Source organism: Shimia sp. R11_0 (assembly GCF_017744035.1).
GTDB lineage: Bacteria > Pseudomonadota > Alphaproteobacteria > Rhodobacterales > Rhodobacteraceae > Shimia > Shimia marina.
On record NZ_JAGHQY010000007.1, the window covers coordinates 80,391 to 100,794 of the forward strand.

General features: G+C 58.7%; 21 protein-coding genes. 10 read left to right on the plus strand and 11 right to left on the minus strand.

Features of this window, described 5'->3' with window-relative positions:
- Window position 1: 1 nt before the first annotated feature.
- From J7382_RS14865 to rpsD, 5 genes are all read right to left on the minus strand, one after another.
- Window positions 2–862 (minus strand): extensin family protein, encoded by an 861-nt coding sequence (locus tag J7382_RS14865; RefSeq protein WP_247745039.1) that lies wholly within the window; start codon window positions 860–862, stop codon window positions 2–4.
- Window positions 859–1,794 (minus strand): prephenate/arogenate dehydrogenase family protein, encoded by a 936-nt coding sequence (locus J7382_RS14870; protein WP_209069823.1) that lies wholly within the window; start codon window positions 1,792–1,794, stop codon window positions 859–861. Before J7382_RS14870 ends, J7382_RS14865 begins: the two co-directional genes overlap by 4 nt.
- Window positions 1,791–2,876: a histidinol-phosphate transaminase gene (gene hisC, locus J7382_RS14875; RefSeq protein ID WP_209069824.1), complete on the minus strand. Its 1,086-nt coding sequence runs from the start codon at window positions 2,874–2,876 to the stop codon at window positions 1,791–1,793. The genes J7382_RS14870 and hisC overlap by 4 nt, the downstream gene beginning before the upstream one ends.
- A 321-nt stretch (window positions 2,877–3,197) precedes the next feature.
- Window positions 3,198–3,554 (minus strand): hypothetical protein, encoded by a 357-nt coding sequence (locus tag J7382_RS14880; RefSeq protein ID WP_209069825.1) that lies wholly within the window; start codon window positions 3,552–3,554, stop codon window positions 3,198–3,200.
- A 253-nt stretch (window positions 3,555–3,807) separates the two neighbouring features.
- Window positions 3,808–4,428, minus strand: a complete 621-nt coding sequence (gene rpsD, locus J7382_RS14885; RefSeq protein WP_209069826.1) for a 30S ribosomal protein S4 — start codon at window positions 4,426–4,428, stop codon at window positions 3,808–3,810.
- Between the two features lie 257 nt (window positions 4,429–4,685).
- On the opposite strand from rpsD, the gene J7382_RS14890 reads away from it, so the two are divergent.
- Complete coding sequence (locus J7382_RS14890) at window positions 4,686–5,294, plus strand: hypothetical protein (RefSeq protein ID WP_209069827.1); 609 nt, start codon at window positions 4,686–4,688, stop codon at window positions 5,292–5,294.
- Here J7382_RS14890 and J7382_RS14895 read toward each other — a convergent pair.
- Window positions 5,291–5,827, minus strand: a complete 537-nt coding sequence (locus J7382_RS14895) for a winged helix-turn-helix transcriptional regulator (protein ID WP_209069828.1) — start codon at window positions 5,825–5,827, stop codon at window positions 5,291–5,293. The two genes, J7382_RS14890 and J7382_RS14895, sit on opposite strands and share 4 nt — an antisense overlap.
- A gap of 52 nt (window positions 5,828–5,879) precedes the next feature.
- Here J7382_RS14895 and J7382_RS14900 point away from each other — a divergent pair, with 52 nt between their 5' ends.
- A complete protein-coding gene (locus J7382_RS14900; protein ID WP_209069829.1) occupies window positions 5,880–6,254 on the plus strand; it encodes a VOC family protein in 375 nt (124 codons plus the stop codon).
- 47 nt (window positions 6,255–6,301) lie between these two features.
- On the opposite strand, the gene J7382_RS14905 is transcribed toward J7382_RS14900, so the two are convergent.
- From J7382_RS14905 to J7382_RS14915, 3 genes are all read right to left on the minus strand, one after another.
- The gene (locus tag J7382_RS14905; protein WP_209069830.1) at window positions 6,302–7,372 is read right to left on the minus strand and encodes a Hint domain-containing protein; all 1,071 of its coding nucleotides are present in this window, start codon (window positions 7,370–7,372) and stop codon (window positions 6,302–6,304) included.
- A gap of 145 nt (window positions 7,373–7,517) precedes the next feature.
- A complete protein-coding gene (locus J7382_RS14910) occupies window positions 7,518–8,432 on the minus strand; it encodes a lipid A-modifier LpxR family protein (RefSeq protein WP_209069831.1) in 915 nt (304 codons plus the stop codon).
- A gap of 221 nt (window positions 8,433–8,653) precedes the next feature.
- Window positions 8,654–9,271: a response regulator transcription factor gene (locus J7382_RS14915; protein WP_209069832.1), complete on the minus strand. Its 618-nt coding sequence runs from the start codon at window positions 9,269–9,271 to the stop codon at window positions 8,654–8,656.
- 275 nt (window positions 9,272–9,546) lie between these two features.
- On the opposite strand from J7382_RS14915, the gene J7382_RS14920 reads away from it, so the two are divergent.
- Both J7382_RS14920 and J7382_RS14925 read left to right on the plus strand, forming a co-directional pair.
- On the plus strand, window positions 9,547–10,068 hold the full coding sequence (locus J7382_RS14920; RefSeq protein ID WP_247745040.1) for an oxidoreductase: 522 nt from the start codon (window positions 9,547–9,549) through the stop codon (window positions 10,066–10,068).
- 114 nt (window positions 10,069–10,182) lie between these two features.
- Complete coding sequence (locus J7382_RS14925; RefSeq protein WP_209069833.1) at window positions 10,183–12,852, plus strand: PAS domain-containing hybrid sensor histidine kinase/response regulator; 2,670 nt, start codon at window positions 10,183–10,185, stop codon at window positions 12,850–12,852.
- A gap of 9 nt (window positions 12,853–12,861) precedes the next feature.
- Here the strand turns inward: J7382_RS14925 and J7382_RS14930 are convergent, their stop codons facing one another.
- Window positions 12,862–13,770: a LysR family transcriptional regulator gene (locus J7382_RS14930; protein WP_209069834.1), complete on the minus strand. Its 909-nt coding sequence runs from the start codon at window positions 13,768–13,770 to the stop codon at window positions 12,862–12,864.
- A gap of 113 nt (window positions 13,771–13,883) precedes the next feature.
- Between J7382_RS14930 and J7382_RS14935 the strand changes: the two genes are divergently transcribed.
- The 6 genes from J7382_RS14935 (at window position 13,884) to J7382_RS14960 (ending at window position 19,239) form a co-directional block, all read left to right on the plus strand.
- Window positions 13,884–15,068: a lipid-transfer protein gene (locus tag J7382_RS14935; protein ID WP_209069835.1), complete on the plus strand. Its 1,185-nt coding sequence runs from the start codon at window positions 13,884–13,886 to the stop codon at window positions 15,066–15,068.
- A 4-nt stretch (window positions 15,069–15,072) separates the two neighbouring features.
- Window positions 15,073–15,540: a MaoC family dehydratase N-terminal domain-containing protein gene (locus J7382_RS14940; protein WP_209069836.1), complete on the plus strand. Its 468-nt coding sequence runs from the start codon at window positions 15,073–15,075 to the stop codon at window positions 15,538–15,540.
- 12 nt (window positions 15,541–15,552) lie between these two features.
- The gene (locus J7382_RS14945; RefSeq protein WP_209069837.1) at window positions 15,553–15,978 is read left to right on the plus strand and encodes a MaoC family dehydratase; all 426 of its coding nucleotides are present in this window, start codon (window positions 15,553–15,555) and stop codon (window positions 15,976–15,978) included.
- Window positions 15,979–16,009: 31 nt separating this feature from the next.
- Complete coding sequence (locus J7382_RS14950) at window positions 16,010–17,158, plus strand: acyl-CoA dehydrogenase family protein (protein WP_209069838.1); 1,149 nt, start codon at window positions 16,010–16,012, stop codon at window positions 17,156–17,158.
- A gap of 11 nt (window positions 17,159–17,169) precedes the next feature.
- The gene (locus tag J7382_RS14955) at window positions 17,170–18,009 is read left to right on the plus strand and encodes an SDR family oxidoreductase (protein WP_209069839.1); all 840 of its coding nucleotides are present in this window, start codon (window positions 17,170–17,172) and stop codon (window positions 18,007–18,009) included.
- Between the two features lie 135 nt (window positions 18,010–18,144).
- Window positions 18,145–19,239 (plus strand): CaiB/BaiF CoA-transferase family protein, encoded by a 1,095-nt coding sequence (locus J7382_RS14960; RefSeq protein WP_209069840.1) that lies wholly within the window; start codon window positions 18,145–18,147, stop codon window positions 19,237–19,239.
- Window positions 19,240–19,356: 117 nt separating this feature from the next.
- On the opposite strand, the gene hemE is transcribed toward J7382_RS14960, so the two are convergent.
- Complete coding sequence (gene hemE, locus J7382_RS14965) at window positions 19,357–20,388, minus strand: uroporphyrinogen decarboxylase (protein WP_209069841.1); 1,032 nt, start codon at window positions 20,386–20,388, stop codon at window positions 19,357–19,359.
- Between the last annotated feature and the right edge of the window lie 16 nt (window positions 20,389–20,404).

The following is a 20,404-nucleotide window of genomic DNA, read 5'->3' on the forward strand; positions in this document are numbered from 1 at the left end:
ATCAGCGGCAGTACGGACCGCCGCGGTGGCGGGCCACATCAAAGTGGAAATGGTCCTGATGATAGCGGTCTGAATTCGGCCCCAGCACGGTGCCAAAGGGACCACAGGCCTTCTTGTGCATCTTCTTCAGAATGCGGCCTTTCTTGCCACCACGCCAATCGCGCAACACCGAAATGGTCTCGCCATTGTTCAGCTTGATCGCTGAGATATCAATGGCATTGCCCTTGCCATGCTCGCTGATCTTTGCACCCTTTTTGTGGTTGCGCGTTCGACAGGCATAATGCCCCGCGACTTTGATCTCCTGCACCCCACCGCCATAGCTGCGCACAGAGTTTTTCAGACCATTGTCCACCCATTTTTCAAGCGCTTTGGCCGTGTCGCAATTCATGATTGAGGGCGTGCTGAGCTTCACACCATCCACTTCATAGAGCCGAATGGCCCCTTTGCGGATGCCACAGCCCGGCAGGGTGCCGGGGATCGGGTCAATCTCCTGACCAATCAGATCGCGGTCCCGACAGACTTTGCCGATCCCTGCTTTACGCCGGGCTTTTCTCTCCGCCCGCGTGAGCTTGGCTGGCACCACCTGAGCCTGCGCGACTGTTGCAGGCGCCTCTGCCACCGCCGCCGTCAGATAGGCCATATCCGCGCGCGCTTTGGCGCGGGATGCCGCCTGCGCATTGGCAGGACGGGTCACAGGCCGCAAAGAGCGGTCTGGCGCAAAGCTTGGCAGCGCAACAGGGTAGAGCTGCTGCTCACGCAACACAGGGCGCAGGCTGGTTTCCGGCGCTCCCGCCAAAGACGTCTCACTGCCCAAAAGGCAACAAACCACCACCGTGGCCAGCATTCCAACGCCGCGCGTCAAGGCTTGGGCGCCTCCCGTCCAAAGTTGGGCGCAGCCGTGTCCTGACCCGCCTCAATAATGCCCCGCCGGATCGCTCGCGTGCGGGTGAAATACTCATGCAGATGCGCGCCATCGCCCGTGCGAATGGCCCGCTGCAATGCAAACAATTCTTCCGTGAAACGCCCCAGAATTTCAAGTGTGGCGTCTTTGTTGGTCAAAAACACATCCCGCCACATGGTCGGATCAGAGGCCGCAATCCGCGTGAAATCCCGAAAACCCGCGGCAGAGTATTTGATGACTTCGCTGTCGGTCACCCGGCGCAGATCATCGGCCACACCCACCATCGTATAGGCAATCAGGTGCGGCGCATGGCTGGTGACGGCCAACACCAGATCATGGTGATCTGCGTCCATCTCATCCACATTGGCCCCCATGCCCTCCCAAAGCGCGCGCAGCTGTGCCACGGCTTCAGGGGCCGTACCGTCTACCGGCACCAGCAGACACCAACGGTTGTCATAGAGTTCTGCAAATCCGGCTTCCGGCCCGGAATGTTCTGTGCCGGCCAGAGGGTGCGCCGGGACAAAATGCACATCCTGCGGCAAATGCGGCGTCACAGCTTCAATCACATGGCGCTTCACCGATCCTACATCCGTGACCGTCGCGCCCGCTTTCAACGCTGGGGCAATCTCCTGCGCCACCGCGCCCATCGCCCCCACCGGCACACACAGCACCACAAGATCCGCGTCTTTCACCGCGTCTATGGCACTGTCACAGACCCGATCACAGAGCCCGATGCGCCGCGCGGTGTCGCGTGTGGCCTCAGAGCGCGCATAGCCGGTCACTTCGCCAGCCAGCCCGCCGCGCTTCATTGCCCAGAACATGGAAGAGGCGATCAACCCCAGACCAATCAGCGCCACACGGCCATACACCGGCGCGGACACCACATCGTTCATCGCGCGCCGCCCTTAAACTGCCCAATCGCATGGGCCACCCGGCGACAGCTCGGCTCATCGCCGACAGTGATGCGCAGACAATTGGGCAGACCATATCCCGCCACCCGACGCACAATCAGCCCCTGTGACTTAAGGTAGTCATCACAGGCTTCCGCTTCCGACTGATCGGCAAACCGCGCCAAAATAAAGTTGGTACAAGACGTGTCCGAAGGCACGCCAATCTCCATCAGCGCTTCGGCCAGCCAAGCCCGCAAACGGGTGTTTTCTGCCCGGCATTTGGTCACCCATTCCTGATCCCGTACCGCCGCTTCTGCCAGCGCAGTCTGAATCGGCGACAGGTTGAACGGCTGACGCACCCTGTTGAGCACATCAATAATTTCCTGTGAGGCGTAGCCCCAGCCCACACGCAGACCGCCCAGACCATAAATCTTGGAGAAGGTGCGCGTCATCACCACATTGGACCGCGCCTCAACCAGCCCGGCACCGCCGTCAAAGCCCTGCACATACTCTGTGTAGGCGCCATCATGCACAAGGATACAGCCCTCAGGCAGCCCATCGGCCAGCCGTGCCATATCATTGCCACCAATCATGGTGCCAGTTGGATTGGCCGGGTTGGCGACAAACACAATTTTGGTTTTCTCGGTGCAGGCCGCAAGAATCGCATCCACATCCACGACGCGCTCGCGCTCTGCCGCAACAACCGGGGTCGCCCCCACCATATTGGCAAGGATCGGATACATCGAAAATCCGTGCTGCGGATATACGATCTCATCGCCAACACCTGCATAGGCATGGGTGATGAACTGCAACACCTCATCGCTGCCCACACCACAGATGATCCGTGCCGGATCCAGCCCATGCACCTCGCCAATCGCGGCGCGCAGCTCTTCATGCTCTGTCGAAGGATACCGATGCAAATTCAAACCGGTCTTGGCATGCGCATCCTTGACCACGTCACTGCACCCAAGAGGGTTTTCGTTGGAAGACAGTTTGGTGACGTCCTTGACGCCCTCAACCGTTGATGTGCCGCCGACATACAGGTCGATGTCCATAATACCCGGCTGCGGCTGAATTCCTGACATGCGAACTCTCCTTCGTTGTTCGCTATGTAGCGAGGCCCAGCCCCATTGGAAAGACGCGATGCAATGACTGCGCCAGAAGGACGCCGCAAAAGCTGGCGTTGTTGCATGGACACGTCACGCAAACCCGCCTTTTGCACCCAACCGCTTAAGACACCAGCACCAGAGCGCACATCATAAATCAGCACAAAAATAGGAGGTAAAAACGACGAAAGGAGGCGACCCTCATCTCGCCTCCTCCCTTCATGGCACCTGACTGCCAAACCAAGACCGGCCGCCGCTCACAATGGCGCGGCCCTTGACCTTACGGACAGCATCCACCGATCAGGCGTAATAGTCCACAACAGATTTAGAAGAATCGATCCCCGCGTCATCCAGCTTGGCCTTCAGCACCTTGGCAAAGTCCCCCCCACCGCTGCGTTCAAAGCTCGTCACGGCAGAGCGGATCGCGCTCATCACCGCGCCGTCAACGGCCTTGTGCTGCTGGGCTTCGTTCTGACCACGACTGGCGCGCACCAGCTCCCGGATTGGCGGCACTTCCTGTGGTTTGGAAGGCTCCTGTGGCGCGACCGCCGGTTGCCCCGCGTATTTTGCCAATGCGGCGTGCAACATTGCGTTCTGCGACGCACTCAACCCGCCCCACCCTGTGGATTCGCCTAAAATTCCTACTGCTTCGACCATGCGAAATCTCCTTCATGCACCAACCGTCACTACGGAGCAGCCCCCTATGCCGCCGTGCTTAAGGCAGGATCACCTTTGCAGTTTTTTAAGATTCTGCCAACCAGACCGCTAAAATTGCACATATAAAACTGGCGCTTACACGAGTTTACGCTGGACTTTCCCAATAAATCTGAAAGCCCCCAGACCACCACAGAAAGAAAAACCCCGCCACAATGGACGGGGTTCTCCAAAACTCTTGGAATGTCGGCGAAGATTAGTTCTTCGCGTAGAATTCCACGACCAGGTTTGGTTCCATAACAACCGGATATGGCACGTCGGACAGGCCGGGCTTGCGCACATAGGTTGCGGTCATCTTGCTGTGGTCGGCGTCGATGTAGTCAGGCACGTCACGCTCTGCGAGCTGAACAGCTTCCAGCAGAACGGCGAGTTGCTTGGACTTCTCGCGCACTTCGATCACGTCACCTTCTTTCACGCGGTAAGATGCGATGTTCACGCGCTTGCCGTTCACCAGCACGTGGCCGTGGTTCACGAACTGACGTGCTGCGAAAACGGTTGGCACGAATTTCGCGCGGTACACAACCGCGTCCAGACGGCTTTCCAGCAGGCCGATCAGGTTTTCACCGGTGTCGCCTTTTACACGCTCAGCGTCGGCATAGATGCGACGGAACTGTTTCTCGGTCAGGTCACCGTAGTAGCCTTTCAGCTTCTGCTTTGCGCGCAGCTGGGTGCCGAAGTCGGACAGTTTGCCTTTGCGGCGCTGACCGTGCTGGCCTGGGCCATAGTCACGACGGTTCACTGGGGATTTTGGACGACCCCAGATGTTTTCGCCCATCCGGCGGTCAATTTTGTACTTGGCAGCAGTTCTTTTTGTCATCTGCTGATCTCCTTCGTTCAGGTTTTCGAAGGGCGTTGTCCTCTTGCCGGATTTTGCCGACATGACAGGGTTCCTCTTGCGAGGGCCACCAACACCAATGAATGCGCGCTTATACGGGGGATTTTGAGGGAGTCAAGCGGGGAGTGGGATACACCAGCTTTCACGAACCAGCAGTTCGCAAAACCGCCGTAATTGCTCCCCACTTATGCCGGACAGCCACGCAAAAAAACACCCGTATTGACTGAAACAGGTCTTCTATGAAACGTGCCTTTGCATCACTTGCAGTATTTTTTCTGAGTTACACGGTCGCGACCGCGCTCATGCAGCCCGCGCCTCAAACCTACGCCGATCTCGCCCAAGCGTTCTGCCCAACCGAATGGGCCGCGCTGAACGCGGTGGAGCCGCCAGCCTACCTAGAAAATCTTCTAGATCCCCTAAATAGCCAAATAGCTGTGCGCGAATCTGGCAGCACCCCAAGCCAGAACGCGATTCTGCATCGCCCTTTCCTTCTGACCACCGTAACTGCCGATTTTTTGAGCCGCTTTCTCGCTTTTGAAGAACCGCATTTTCACACGCCAAACCATATTGCGCAAACCGAGGCTCAACTGGCGTTGATCAACTGCCTGAATCCCACGCCGAAAGAGCGTCGAGTAATCATCCAGACGATGGCGCAGGTCCTCAACACCTCAGAAGCAGAAGCCTCCCAAGGATACACCATCATTTTCCAGCAAACCGATCACATATTCTGCATGGGATTCGACAAAACCTTTGAAGCGATAAAGGCACTGGACCCGTCCAGCACCACTTACAAACGGGACGTTGAAGCAACAATGGAAACCACCATGACTATTTGCCCTGAGCCCTAAGCCGCCAACCCCACCACCCGACTGATCTCCCCCCCCACATTCACCGCACGATAAACCGGGAACGGCACCCGCTCTGACAGATCAATCTCCCGCGCCACCCAATCCTGCGCCTCAAGCCGTTGCAGGGAGGTGGACAGCGCGCGATCCGTGATGCCGCCCAACCCGGCCTTGAACCCCGAAAACCGCAGCGGCTGCGCTGCCAGCGCCAGCACAGGCACGGTCCAGCTTTTGCGCAGCAAACCTGCCTGCCCCGCATCCGGCACCGCCTGAAGCACGCGATGCGCCAAAGCCGCCGCCGCCTTGCCTTCTTCCGTAAGAACAAACTCGGGCCGCAGCGGATGCCCGTGCCCGGGATTGCGCGCCACCAGACCCAGCGCCATCACATGCTGTAAACTGGCCCCAAAGGCGGTGCGCCCAGCGCCGGTGGCCGCCAGCAATGTCGCCTGCCGTCCGGGCACACCGCGATGCAGATGCGCCAGAATATCCAGCGCCCAGGCGCGGGAGGTCAGCTTGACAAGCAGCTTAATGTCCATAAAGTATAGTTACTACATTTTTTGATTTGATCAACCAATAAGGACCCGCCCCATGGCCCTCGCCGCATTGACCAATATCATCACCCTGTCGATTTCCGTCAGCGACCGCCACGCCAGCGCCGCGTGGTTTGAAGAAAAGCTCGGCTTCACCCTGCGCTATCACCTTGATGACGCTGGTTGGAGCGAGCTGAACACCAAAACCGATGGCGTGATTCTGGGCATGGGAGAACAAATTGAACCTCAGCCCGGCAACTGCGTCCCTGTCTTTGGTGTTGAAGACATAGACACCGCCCGCCAAGCCCTTGAGGCCGCAGATGTACGCTTTGATGGCCCCACACAGGAAATCCCGGAGATGGTCAAACTGGCCACCTTCTATGATCCGGACAACAACGCCTTCATGCTGGCACAGGATCTCAGCACATCATAAAAAAACCCCGCACAATCGGCGGGGTCTTGGGCCTCAACCCAAACGGCTCACGCCGCATCATGCAACAGAATCGCCGCCTCGCTTGCGGTCAGATTGCGCCGCGCCATGGGACCATAACTGTGCGGATCGCGGGCAAGTTCCGGCAGATGCTGCATAAGCCGCGCGCGGTCATCCGCCGCCAGATTGTCCAGATCCGCGCTTGCCGGATGGAAGCTCTCCGTTTCCACCCCATTGGCCCAGATCACCTCGTGTCCCGGCAACAAAAGATGTACATAGGTCACCTCGCGCAGGGCCGCATCCACCGCCACGGTGCTGCCATTCACCAGATCCCGTGCCGCCACCAACACCTCTGGCGCATTGAACAAAGCCTCCGCTGTTGCCCCCCGCAGCAGCATACGGTGCTCTGGGCTGACCAACAGCTCCTGATCGGGGCGCTCAATGCCCAGCGCGCCGGGTTTGATGCGAATCGGGCGCAGCTTGGGCATGGCAAACAGGCGGGCACCGGTCATCCGGCGGCTGCCGATCCACTGAATCTCCTGCGCTCCGCTGTCACGCGTCTGCACGCGATCGCCTTCTCGCAAAGCCTCTATCAGCTTCGGGCCTTCAGGCGTGGCAATCCGCGTGCCCGGAGTGAAACAAATCACACCACTGCCCGGCTCCTGCACCTGCGGTCGTTGTAAAACACTCATGGATTGATGCACCACCCACAAGTCGCGCCCCTTGGGCGGCAACTCATCCAGAAACATCAAAAGGGGCGCGCTGCCGGCAACATCAATCACTGTCGCCGTATAGCTGTCTGCCCCATCGGTCACCACAAAACCGCCCTCCATGAGCGGCGCATCGACGTCGACAGCTCCGAGAGTGTCGACAGATACCTGTGGATCTACTGCTGCACCAACCAGTCGGCGCACCATCTGCGCCGCCCGCTTGCGTATGTTTGTCCCTTCGTCGTCACGATCCAGACGCAACAAATCACTTGGACCATCCACACGCACGGGGTCCCCGGCCCATGACCACACCACGCCTGTTTCCAGCGCCTGCAAGGGTGCAGCCTTCTGACCGTCAATTTCTGTCTGTGACCAGGAGATGACAAACGTGCCACGAAAGCCCGTTTTCATTGCCCGATTACCTGCCTTGATAGTTTTTTTATTATGTGGAGACTAACAAAGCCGACGACAATTTTCCAGCGTCAAAAAAGTGTTAACAAAAAATTTCTGAAGTGGGCCATTCTGGCGCCACACCCTGCTTGGGGTCAGGGATCTCTCAGAAACGGTAGGTAAAGTTGATCGCACCGATCAGCTGTTCCTCAGGCTGGGCTTCAAATTCTTTGCCAAGCCAGGACACGCCATAAAAGATGCTGTGCTTCTTGCCGGTCCAGTTCACACCGGCACGCATACGGGTCCGCACATCGGTGCGCTCCAATCCACCCACTTCTGGCAGGTAAATACTGTCAGCCACTTTGGCAGCATCCGCCCCGACGATCAGGCTCACACCCGGTGTCTGCGCACGTACCACGCTATAGCGATGCCCCGTCACGCTGTCCCGTGCCAGCAAATCCGCGCGACCGTAGCTGCCGAGCGTGAAGTCAAAGCCGACGCGTGCCAGAGTCTCATCGCCGCCGCGCAGCTCCACAAAGGGGCGCAGGCGCGCACTGTCGCCAAAATCAACCGTAGTTCCAAACTCGGCCACACCACGCAGACGCCATGCATTTGGGATCTGTGCGTCCAGCACCTGCTGAGACGGCAGTGGCGCTTCCGCATTACGGTGAATAAACCCTTGAATCTCATCCAGATTTGTCTGCGGGCCAATCGCGACAACAGCCGCGCCAAGACTGGCCTCCAGCCAGCCACGCTGGATATGATTGTGCACGCCAAAGGCCACAGAGGAGGCATAGCGACGGTCCCAGCTGCGCTGCGTGCGCAAAGACATCGGCGCAATGATTTCTCCGCCCAGACGAAACTCCAGCAAAGACCCGAGTGTCTCCGGCGCTGCGCCATCCCATTCCGGACCATAGGCCAGACTGAACACAGCCGAGCCGGTCCGCCAGCGGTCATACCCATCACCCAACGTGTCATTGACCAGCAGATACCCTGCTCCCAACACACTGCGCTCTTCTGCCTGAGCCGCCTGAACGGCCAAAACACCCGCCAATACGGCGCCCACCAACTTCTTAAACATTGCACACCCCAAGTTGTGCCCCCGGGGTCATATCTACTGATGTGGCGCATTTGCTTCGAGTCAGAAGTGAATAAATGGTAAATAAGCCTAAAAATCGAAACAATTGCATAAGGCATTGCGCGGGTCCGCACGACAAGGCGCGCCTCAACACAGAAAACCCCGCCGAATGACGGAGCTTCAACCAATTGTTTTTAATATATTTTCAGATCACACCAGTAAGATCAGAAGAGTGCCGCCTCACGTGCGATCAACGCAGCCTGTGTTCGGTTTGCGGCACCAATCTTGCGATACAGGTTCTTCACATGCAGCTTGATGGTTGGCTCAGACAGGTTCAAATCTCGGGCGATTTCCTTATTGGCCTTGCCCTCTGCCAGCCCCTTGAGCACCTGCATCTCCCGCTTTGTCAATTTCTGCGCAATCGGATGGGCCGCCCTGTCTTCTCCGGTATCATTGAGAAACTCTGCCGGCACAAACTGCTCGCCAGCCGCCATAAAGCGCACCGCATTCACCAGAGATTTAGCGGGCAGTGTTTTGGGCACAAACCCAGCAGCACCCAGACCCATCGCCCGATGCACCACGTCCCTGGGAGCCTCCCCAGACATCAAAGCCACACGTGGCGCAGATACATGGGCCATGGCACGCGTCAGCCCCTCAAGCCCCTGCATGCCCGGCATGTTGTAGTCCAACAGCACAAGATCAAAGCCACCATGGACATCCAGCGCCCCAATAACACCTTCGAGATCCGACACGGCCACAGTCGATGCTTCCCCTGAGGCTTCCACAAAAGCCACAAGAGTATCCCTCAACAGGTCATGATCATCCGCAATCAAGATTTTCACAGCTGGCTCCATTGGTCATCGCGCTGATATCTGGCGGCACTCATCCAACAACAAGGTGGGGATTTCCCAACCTTTGGCAAACAAGCGCAGTTGAAGCCAAGCTTCAACACCCAGAATTCGGCAGGCGCTGTATTAAACTGAATAAATTTAAAAAATTCTGGGTGTAATAATGCCGAAAACCTATCCCTTTGTATAGGTGCTTTATACGCTTGACCATGTGTTCAAAGCGGACAACTGCCGTATTACTCACGTTAAGCAAATACAGGTGGCAACACATGCGAAAAACGACCCGTCCACTACTCGCACTTGTCATGGCCGTATTGCTACCACTCACGACAGCCTCATGGGCTGAGGACGCCAAGGATGTTCCATCCGGAAGCGTCGTGCTGACCGTGTCGGGGAAAATCGACACCACCAACGTCGGTGACACGGCTCAGTTTGACTTGGACATGTTGCGCGCATTTCCTGCAACGTCCTTTTCAACAACCACCATTTGGACCGACGGGGTTCAGATGTTCACGGGTGTATCCTTGGCGTTGTTGCTCGATACTTTGGGGAGTACCGGCAACACGCTAAGGGTTTCCGCAATCAACGATTATTCCATCGAATTTGACACCGATGTTTTGCAGGCGGATGCGCCGATTCTGGCGTATGAACTGAACGATGAACAAATGCATCGGCGCGACAAAGGCCCGCTTTGGCTGGTGTATCCGTATGACGCAAAAGAGAGTTTTCGCACAGCCAAGGTCTACGCGCACAGCGTTTGGCAACTCGACAGGATCGAAGTCCTCGACTAACGTGACCACCATGGTGATGTCACTCCTGCCTCCGGTATACTCGCAAGATGTCGGCATATCTTGCGCCCCATATCAGCCATGCCCGCCCAAAGTAGCAGGCACTCCGGACGCGCGATGACCACGCGCGGGCCGTCTCCGATGTCTCTCCAGCGGGGGATCAAGGACGCCTTCCCCCAATTCAAAACCTCAAAGTGGCGCCGTGCCTTTGGCGCCGCGCTTGTCGCCTGCGCCGCTGCGTTGAGCGTTGTGGCCGCCTTTACCGCCTATGAAGTCCTCACAAACTTCCGCGAATTTCGCACAGAAGCCTCCGACAACATCGAATGGTCCCTCGCGCAAACAGAGCTGGAAACCCGCGACTTCACCGCAGCGCTAGAAACTGCCATGCTGGACCCTGAGGGCGATCTCGACCGGCTGCGCCTGCGCTATGACATTTTCTACAGCCGCATCGTCACGATGCTGAACTCGCCCAACTATCAACGGCTCAATGTCACCCCGGAATTCGAAGGCGCTCTTCAGCGCGTGCGCCGGTTTCTGGACAGCAGCGTCGCTCTGATTGACGGCCCCGATGCCGACCTGCGCGCCGCACTCCCGCTTCTGGCGGAACAATCAGGCCATCTGCGCAACGATACCCGGACGCTTTCCCTCAAAGGCCTGACATATTTCGCCGAACATGCAGACGACCGGCGCGAACGCGTCACCGGCACCCTGCTGCGCCTGACCTTCAGCGCCGTCCTACTGGTGGCCGCGCTGGTCGCCCTGATCATTCACGTGTTCTCACTCTATCGCCGCACACATGAACACAATCAGGCTATCGAACAGGCCAACGACCGGATGAACACCATTCTCACCGCCTCCTTTGACGGCGTGATGGTGATTGATAGCGCGGCGCGCGTGCTGGAGTTCAACAAAGCCTGCGAAGTCATGTTCCAGCATCATTTTGAAGACATCAAAGGCCGCAACTTCCTCGATTTTGGCGTGGCCGCCGACAAACGTGCGCAACACGCCAAAGCGCTCGAACGGATCATCGCGCAACAGGCAAACCATGTTGCAGGCACGGGCCCCATCCGCATGGACGCCCAGCGCGGCGATGGCACGCTGTTTCCGGTAGAAGTGTCCCTGGAAACCGCTCAGGAAGACGACCGCATCATCGTGATCGCATTCATCCATGACATTTCCGATCGCATCGCTGCCGAGCATGAACTTGTGCGTGCCCGCGACAGCGCCCTCGCCGGTGAAAAAGCAAAAGCCGAATTTCTCACGGTCATGAGCCACGAGATCCGCACCCCCCTCAATGGGCTGCTTGGCAATCTCAGCCTGCTCAACGACACCGCCCCCAATGACACGCAACTGCGTTACATCCGCAATATGGAAATCTCCGGGCGCGTTCTGATGCGCCATGTTGATACGGTCCTCAACATCGCGCGCTACGAAGCAGGGGTGACAGCGGTTTCCGTGGCAGACACAGATCTGACGATGATGCTGCAAGAACTGGTCGACAGCCAGCTCAGCGCCGCTACCGCCCATGGCAGCGCTCTGAGCTGGCGCTGGGAAGGCACACCGTTTCCATGGGTGCGCACAGACCGCGCCGCAGTAGAACAGGTTCTGCTCAACCTGATCGGCAATGCCATCAAATTCACGGAAAACGGCGCCATCACGATCGAGGCAGAAGCCCTCCCCGATGACGACGACACCATGACCTTGGTAGAATTTCGCGTGATAGATAACGGCGTGGGCATCGCAGAAGATCGCATCGCGCGGGTGTTTGAGGATTTTGTCACCAACGATTCCACCTATGGCCGCGTGCCTGGCGGCACAGGTCTTGGCCTTGGGATCGCCAGCCGAATCGTCAAAACCCTCGGCGGCGACATAGGGGTGGAAAGCACACAGGGCGTGGGCAGCGTATTCTGGTTCCGTCTGCCGTTGGAAAAAGGGGACCGCCCATCAGAAGCAACGGTCCCCACCCCAAGCACAGACCAAATGCCGCTGAATATTCTTGTGGTCGAAGACAACATCATCAACTGTGAACTGACCGAAGAAATCCTAATCAACGAAGGCAACACCGCCACCTGTGTCAACAATGGGCTGGAAGCGCTCGAACATGCCAAGGTTCACAAATATGATCTGATCCTCATGGACATCTCCATGCCTGTCATGGACGGTCTGCAAGCGACCGTGGCCATACGCAACAGCGATGGCCCGAACACCGATACGCCCATCATTGCCTTTTCCGCAAACATCCTGCCCGCAGAACGCGAGCGACTATTGGCACATGGGATGGATGGCTTTCTGGCCAAACCCCTCAATCGCACCGCCCTGCAGGAGAGGTTGCAACAGGCCTATGCCGATGGACGCGACCATCCTCAGGATCTCGACGACATCACAGGTGAGAAGGTGCACGCCGACGCAACAGAGGACATTTTCGACACCAATAGCCCCTATCCGCTGCTGGATATCCTCGCCTTTCAGAACAACCGCACCGGCCTGCCAGATGCCACGTTCCAGCGCCTCCTGTCGCGATTTGTGGACGAGGGCGATGCGCTCAATGCGGCCATCACCGCCCCCTATCGCAACTCAAGCAAAGTCGCCCGTATGTGCCATGACCTCGCGAGCGCCTCCGCCGTCTTTGGCGCCCGCGCCTATCACGAGCGTTTGATCACCGCAGACACCGCCACCAAACAGAACGACACTGCCGCCTTTGAAAATGAGCTGACCACCCTGCCCGCCCTTTGGCACAAAACCCGCGCCGCTTTGATTGCGCAAGTTCCCGCAGTCTCAGAAGGGTAAAGGTAACACTCAGGGCATTTCCACACCCGTGGTTGGTGGAAAATCACGTACAGCCTGCAAAAACCACCCCAGCGCGCGGCCCCTTTGCCCGCCTGTGCGATAGGCCACGGCCATCGGCAACGGCTCTTGCAGTGGGAAATCCAAAACTTCAAAACGCGACCGAAAATGGCGGCTCTTGGCATAGCTGTCCACGACAAAGCCCACGGCTTCACTGCGCTCGATCACACCCGCCGCCATGGTGAAACTCTGCATGATGTGCAAGCGCCTCAGCGGATCCCCCTCCCCCTGCTCCATCAAATGCTGTATCGGCTCCGCATAGGGACCACTGGTCTCAGGCACAATCAACGGCAAGGCCGCAACATCTGCCGCGCTCACACGCTTGCCTGCCAAAGGATGCCCGCGCCGGACAAAGAACAAGGCTTGCAAGGGCGGCAAAGCCTCACATTGCACGCCCGCTTCCGCCATCAGAGGCCGTGCAGGCCCCAACAGAGCGTCCAGGTCCCCCTGCCGAAACAGCTGCAAGCCCGCCTCAAAAGACGCTCCGCGCAGATGCACCCGCACATCAGGATGGTCCCCCACCAAAGCCCAGATTGCGCGGCTCATGAGCCCTTCAAGTGAGCTTGGTGACACCCCAATCCGCAAGACCTGTTCTCGGGTTTTGCGCCCCTGATCCACATCGGCCACCAATTGATCCACATCCGCAAGGATGCGTGCGGCCCGGTCTATGAACTGGCGCCCTTCCGCTGTGGCAGAAACGCCTCGCGCATGGCGCGCAAACAGCGCCGCACCAAGCTCCTGCTCCACGTCCGCAACCGCCTTGGTCACCGCAGATTGAGTGACATTTAGCATACGTGCTGCGCCGCTAATGGCCCCCTGCCGGTCCACCGCCACCACATAGCGCAATTTGGTCAGGTTCATCCATTCCTCCAAAGAATAGCACGGGACAACATTGAATTTGCAAGATGGCATGGTCAATCCGATACTCGCCACAAATCTCTGAGGAGCGAGCAGGGAAACAGGAGGAGGTTCACATGGGGCAAGAGGTCATTGTGGCCGGTGTCGGCATGATCAAATTTGCAAAGCCGGGTGCATCAGAAAGCTACGATCAAATGGGCGCTGCCGCTGTGCGCGCCGCACTCACGGATGCTGGCCTGCCTTATGATGCCGTGCAGCAAGCCTATGCCGGCTATGTTTATGGGGACAGCACCTGTGGGCAGAAAGCGCTCTATCATGTGGGCATGACAGGCCTTCCCATCATCAATGTGAACAACAACTGCTCCACCGGCTCAACCGCGCTTTTCATGGCCCGTCAGGCGATTGAAAGCGGCATGGCCGACTGTGTGCTGGCCGTGGGTTTTGAGCAAATGCAGCCCGGCGCCCTCACCTCCCACTGGACAGATCGCCCAACCCCATTTGACGATTTTGACGCCGCTTGTGACGCGCTTGTGGGACAGGGTGAGATTCCGCTCGCCCTGCGTTACTTTGGAGGGGCAGGCAAATCCCACATGGAAAAACATGGCACGGAACTGGCGGATTTTGCCAAAATCCGCGCCAAAGCCTCACGCCATGCCGCACGTAACCCACTTGCGTTGTTTGACATGGAAATCACGGCCGAAGAGGTGCTCGCCGCCCCCGTGATGTGGGAGGGGGTGATGACCCGGCTCATGGCCTGTCCGCCCACATGTGGAGGTGCAGCCGCCATCCTCTGCTCTCAAGCCTTCGCAGCAAAACATGGTCTGAACACCACGGTGCAAATCAAAGCACAGGCCATGACCACCGATTACGCCTCCACCTTTGAAGCCCAGGACATGATGCAGGTTGTCGGCTATGATATGACCGCAGCCGCAGCGCAACAGGTGCAGGAGGCGTCCGGCATTGCCATCACAGATGTGGATGTGGTGGAGCTGCATGATTGCTTCGCCCACAACGAACTGATCACCTATGAAGGTCTGGGCCTGACACCAGAAGGCACGGCGCAGAAGTTCATTGCCGATGGCAACAACACCTACGGTGGGAAATATGTGACAAACCCCTCTGGTGGGCTGCTATCCAAAGGGCATCCGCTCGGTGCGACAGGCCTGGCGCAATGCTATGAGCTGACCCATCAGTTGCGCGGCACGGCACAGGCCCGGCAGGTCGAAGGCGCACGCACCGCGCTGCAACACAACCTTGGGCTTGGCGGCGCCTGCGTCATCACCCTTTATCAGGCGGCATAAACGCATGGGCATTTTTGACAGGTCGACCAAAGGGCAGATCACCCCATCGATCCGGATCACTGTGGAACCCGGCCCGCTGGCTTTCTTTACGGAGACCATTGGCGAAACCAATCCGCTTTATCGTGACCGCGACGCGGCCCGCGCGGCGGGGCACCCCGATGTTCTCGCGCCGCCCACCTACGCTGTGGTTGTGGGCACATTTGCAGAGCAAAAGGCCAAACGCGCCGGAGCGCCTGACCTGCTTGACCGCATCAATGGTGACCTGCGCGTGCTGCTGCATGGCACCGAAGAATACGCCTATCATGGGTTGATGTATGCCACAGACACGCTGGAGGTGGAAAACGAAGTCATGGATTTCACCGACGCCAAAGGTGGAAAGCTTGAAATCGCCCATATCGCCACCCGCATTTCACACCCCAAACGTGGCCTGCTTGTCGAGGCCAGCCGCCGCCTCATTCACCGTCTGGGCTGAGGGAGAGAGATCATGACAGTCACCCCCACCACCGCACAGGTCGGCGACAGCCTCCCGCCGCTCACCTTCGGCCCAATTTCCCGCAGCACCCTGGCGCTCTACGCCGGAGCCTCCGGCGATCACAACCCGATCCATATCGATCTGGATTTCGCGCACGCCGCCGGGATGGACGATGTCTTTGCCCATGGCATGCTCTCCATGGCACAGCTTGGCCGCCTCGCCACCGACTGGGCCGGGCAGGATCGCCTGCGCAGCCTCTCCACCCGCTTCACCGCAATCACCCCCGTCGGGGCCGTGCTCACCTGCACCGGTCAAGTGACCCACCGCCACGAAGAACACGGTCGGGTTCTGCTCACCGTGAAGCTCGCCGCCCATCTTGAAGATGGCACCCAGACCCTCCGCGGCGAAGCCAAAATCTGCGGCACCGCAGCCCCCTGACGCCAACCGCCCCACCTGACAGGAGACACGCATGCCCAACCACATGTGGATGCGCGAAGACCACAATGCCTTTGCAGCCACCGTCAAACGTTTCTTTGACGAAGAGATCACCCCCAACAAAGACGCCTGGACCGAGGCGGGCGTCATCCCGAAATCCCTTTGGAAAAAAGCAGGTGCGCTTGGCATCCTCGGCGCGACCTTCCCCGAAGCCCATGGCGGGCTTGGCCTCTCCCGTCATTTTGATGCCGTCACCTTTCTGGAACAGACCAAAGCCGGTGACAGCGGCTGGGGCGTCTCCGTGCACAACATCGCTGCACATTATATCACCGCTTTTGGCACCGAAGAGCAGAAAGCCCGCTGGCTCCCGGATCTGGCCTCAGGCGACAAAATTGCCGCCATCGCCATGACCGAACCGGGCACAGGCTCAGATCTGCAAGCCATCAAGACGACCGCCCTGCGCGACGGCAATGAATATCTGATCAACGGTGCGAAAACCTTCATCACCAATGGGGCAACGGCCGATCTGATCGTGCTCGTCGCCAAAACCGACCCCACCGCCAAAGGCCGGGGCGTCTCGCTGATCGTGGTGGAAACCGAAGGGCTCGAAGGCTTCGCCGTGGGCCGTCGCCTGAAGAAAATGGGCATGAAGCGCAACGACACTGCTGAGCTGGCTTTCACCGATGTGCGCGTGCCGCTTACCAATTTGATTGGCACCGAAGAGGGCCAGGGCTTTGTGCAACTGATGCAGCAGCTTCCATGGGAACGTCTGATACTGGGCTATATGGCGCTCGGGGCCTCCCAATGCGCGCTGGAGCACACCCTGACCTATGTGAAAGAGCGCAAAGCCTTTGGCCAGCGGGTCATGGATTTTCAAAACACCCGCTTCAAACTCGCCGAATGCGCCACCAAGATCGAACTGCTCGCCGCCTTCTGTGATCAATGCCTCGCAGAGCTCGACGCAGGTAAGCTCACCGCCGAAAAAGCTGCCATGGCCAAATGGTGGGGCACGCAAACCCAATGTGAAATCGTGGATGAATGCCTGCAGCTGCACGGCGGCTATGGCTATATGTCCGAGTATCCGATCAGCGAACTCTACACCGATGCACGCGTGCAAAAGATCTACGGCGGCACCAATGAAATCATGAAAGAAGTGATCGCACGGTCTCTGGACCTGGACTAAGGACCCATCAAATGAGCAAATTCACTGGAAAGCTGACAGGCAAAACCGCCTATATCACCGGCGCTGGCAATGGCATTGGTCGCGCTGTCGCCCTGAAACTCGCCCGCGAAGGCGCCAATATCGTCGTGAACGACCTCGAAGAGGCCCCCGCCCAAGCTGTGGTCGATGAAATCACCGCCGCCGGAGGCAACGCCATTGCCGTGCCCGGCTCGGTCACTGAGGATGGCTTTGCCGAACGTTTCATCGGCGCAGGTGTCACCAAATGGAACGCCATCGACATCATCGTCAACAATGCGGGCTACACATGGGATAGCCTCATCGGCCATATGACCGACGATCAGTTTGACGCCATGATGGATGTCCACGTCAAAGCGCCCTTCCGCATTCTGCGCGCCGCTTCCGGCTTCATCAAAGGCGCCGCCACCCAAGAGGCCGAAGCCGGGCAGGAAGTCTTCCGCAAGGTGGTAAACATCTCCTCCATCGCGGGCACCGGCGGCAATGTCGGTCAGGCCAACTACGCTTCGGCCAAATCCGCCGTGCTGGGCCTCACCAAAACGCTGGCCAAAGAGTGGGGTCGCTTTAAAGTGAACGTGAACTGCGTCGCCTTTGGCTATATTGAAACCCGCCTCACCGAGGCCACCAACGAGAAGAAATCCATCACCGTGGATGGCAACACTGTCGGTATCGGCATCCCCGAAAAAGTCGCAACAGGGTTCGCCGCCATGGTACCATTGGGCCGCCCCGGCACACCTGAAGAAGCCGCCGATGGCGTCTATCTCTTCTGCTGCCCCGAAAGCAATTATGTCAGCGGCCAGACTCTGACGGTTGGTGGCGGACTGAACGGCACCTAAAAAAGGCCCGACTACAAGTCGGGCTGCGCCGTCCCGCCCCGTTTTGTCGGAGACAAACCTTAGGTTTGGTGGGGCGGCGCATTCGCACCACCCCGCGGGACTACGCAGCCCTCGGCTCTCATGATTGGACCACACATGCTCCAAGGCACCCGCATCATCGAAATCGAAGGCCTCGGCCCCGGCCCCTTCGCCGCCATGCTACTCGCGGACCTTGGCGCAGATGTCATCACCATCCACCGCAAAACCGCCGCCGCGCTCACCGCCGACCAATCCGTGCTCGACCGGGGCAAACGCTCCATCACGCTTGACCTCAAAGACCCAGAGGATCTGGCCACAGCCAAGACACTCATCTCCACTGCCGATGCCCTGATCGAAGGCTTTCGCCCCGGCGTGATGGAACGCTTGGGCCTGAGCCCGGCCGAGTGCCACGCCGACAATCCCGCCTTGGTCTATGGCCGTATGACCGGCTGGGGCCAGACCGGCCCCCGCGCGCAGACTGCCGGGCATGATCTCAACTACATCGCCCAATCCGGCGCGCTTTGGTATGCCTCAGAGCCTGGCACCCCACCCATCACCCCCGCCACGCTGGTAGGGGATATTGGCGGCGGCGCGCTCTATCTGGTGATCGGCATCCTCTCCGGCGTTCTCAACGCGCGCGCCACCGGGCGCGGCACCGTGGTGGACGCCGCCATTGTCGATGGCTCCGCCCACATGATGACCCTGCTCATGGCGCTGCGTCAGGGCGGCGGCCTGTCGATGGAACGCGGCCACAGCCTGCTGGACGGTCCGCATTGGTCGCGCAGCTACGTCTGCGCCGATGGCGGTCATGTCTCCGTCCAATCACTGGAACCGCAGTTCTACGTTCAGTTTCTGGAGAAAATGGGACTCGGCGACGATCCGGAATTTGCCCAGCAGCACAACGCCGCCCTCTGGCCCAAGCTCACTGCGCGCCTGTCCGATCTCTTCCTGTCAGCGCCACGCCTACATTGGGACCGCCTGTTTTCTGGCTCTGACACCTGCGTTGCCGTGGTGCTTTCGCCCGAGGAAAGCGCACAGTCTCCGCATATGGCCGCACGTCAGGTCTGGCATCATCCAGACGGCAATCTTCAAGCCGCCCCTGCCCCGCGTTTTGATGGGAAGGCGGCACAGATCAACGCCGCCCCCAAACGTGGCGAACACACGATGGAGATTCTGGCGGAACTGGCCAAGGCCGGACGTCAAGACCTCTGATTTGCGCTTAGCAACGCGCGGTCGGTCAATAAAAAAGAGGCGCGCAAAAACGCACCTCCGCAATACCGTCGCGATACAGACGCAATACCGACGTTCGATTTTATGGTTAACGCGGGCTCAGCGCCCACGCAACGTGTCGATCATCAGCTGCACATTTTCCGGGTCCGCATCCGGTGTGATGCCGTGGCCAAGATTGAAAATATGCGGCCCTTTGCTGAAGGCATCGACAATCTTGCGGGTCTCATCCACCAGCGCCTGACCACCGGTCACCATATGGGACGACTTGAGATTCCCTTGCACACAGCCGTCCACCTGCACGTGCTCTGCGGCCCATTGTGGCGTCACACCATCATCCAGCGCCACACAATCCGCACCTGTGGCCTTGGCAAAGCCCACATAGCGCTCTCCTGCGCCACGTGGGAAAGCAATGATCGGCACATCGGGATGCCGCGCCTTCAGCTCGGCAATGATTTTCTTAGCAGGTTCAAGCGCATAGCGATCAAAATCCGCACCTTTCAAAGAGCCTGCCCAGCTGTCAAACAGCTTCACAACCTCTGCACCGGCCTCAATCTGCTTGCTCAGGTAATCCACCGTACCCTCGCTCAGACGGTCGATAATTGCGCCAAACAGCTCCGGATTTTCATCCTTCAGTTTATGCGCTGGCCCCTGATCCGGCGTCCCCCGCCCCGCCACCATATAGGTCGCAACCGTCCAAGGCGCGCCTGCAAAACCAATCAGCGTGGTCTCCTTTGGCAGCTCCTGACGCAGGATTCGCACAGTCTCGTAGATCGGATTGAGCGTTTCATGAATGGCGCTCGCCGCATTCAGCTTGTCAAAATCTGCCTGTGTTTCAATCGTAGAAAGACGCGGCCCTTCCCCGGTGACAAACCAAAGATCCGCCCCCAAAGCCTGCGGCAGCAGGAGAATATCCGCAAAAAGAATAGAGGCATCAAACCCGTAACGCCGGATCGGCTGAAGGGTCACTTCAGCCGCCAATTTGCTGTTATAGCAAAGACTTAGAAAGTCCCCTGCCTCCGCACGCGTGGCACGATATTCCGGCAGATAGCGGCCAGCCTGCCGCATCATCCAGATCGGCGGTGTCTCCAGAACTTCGCCCGCCAGCGCCCGCAAGATCGTCTTCTCGGCCATGGTAACCCTCTCCTGT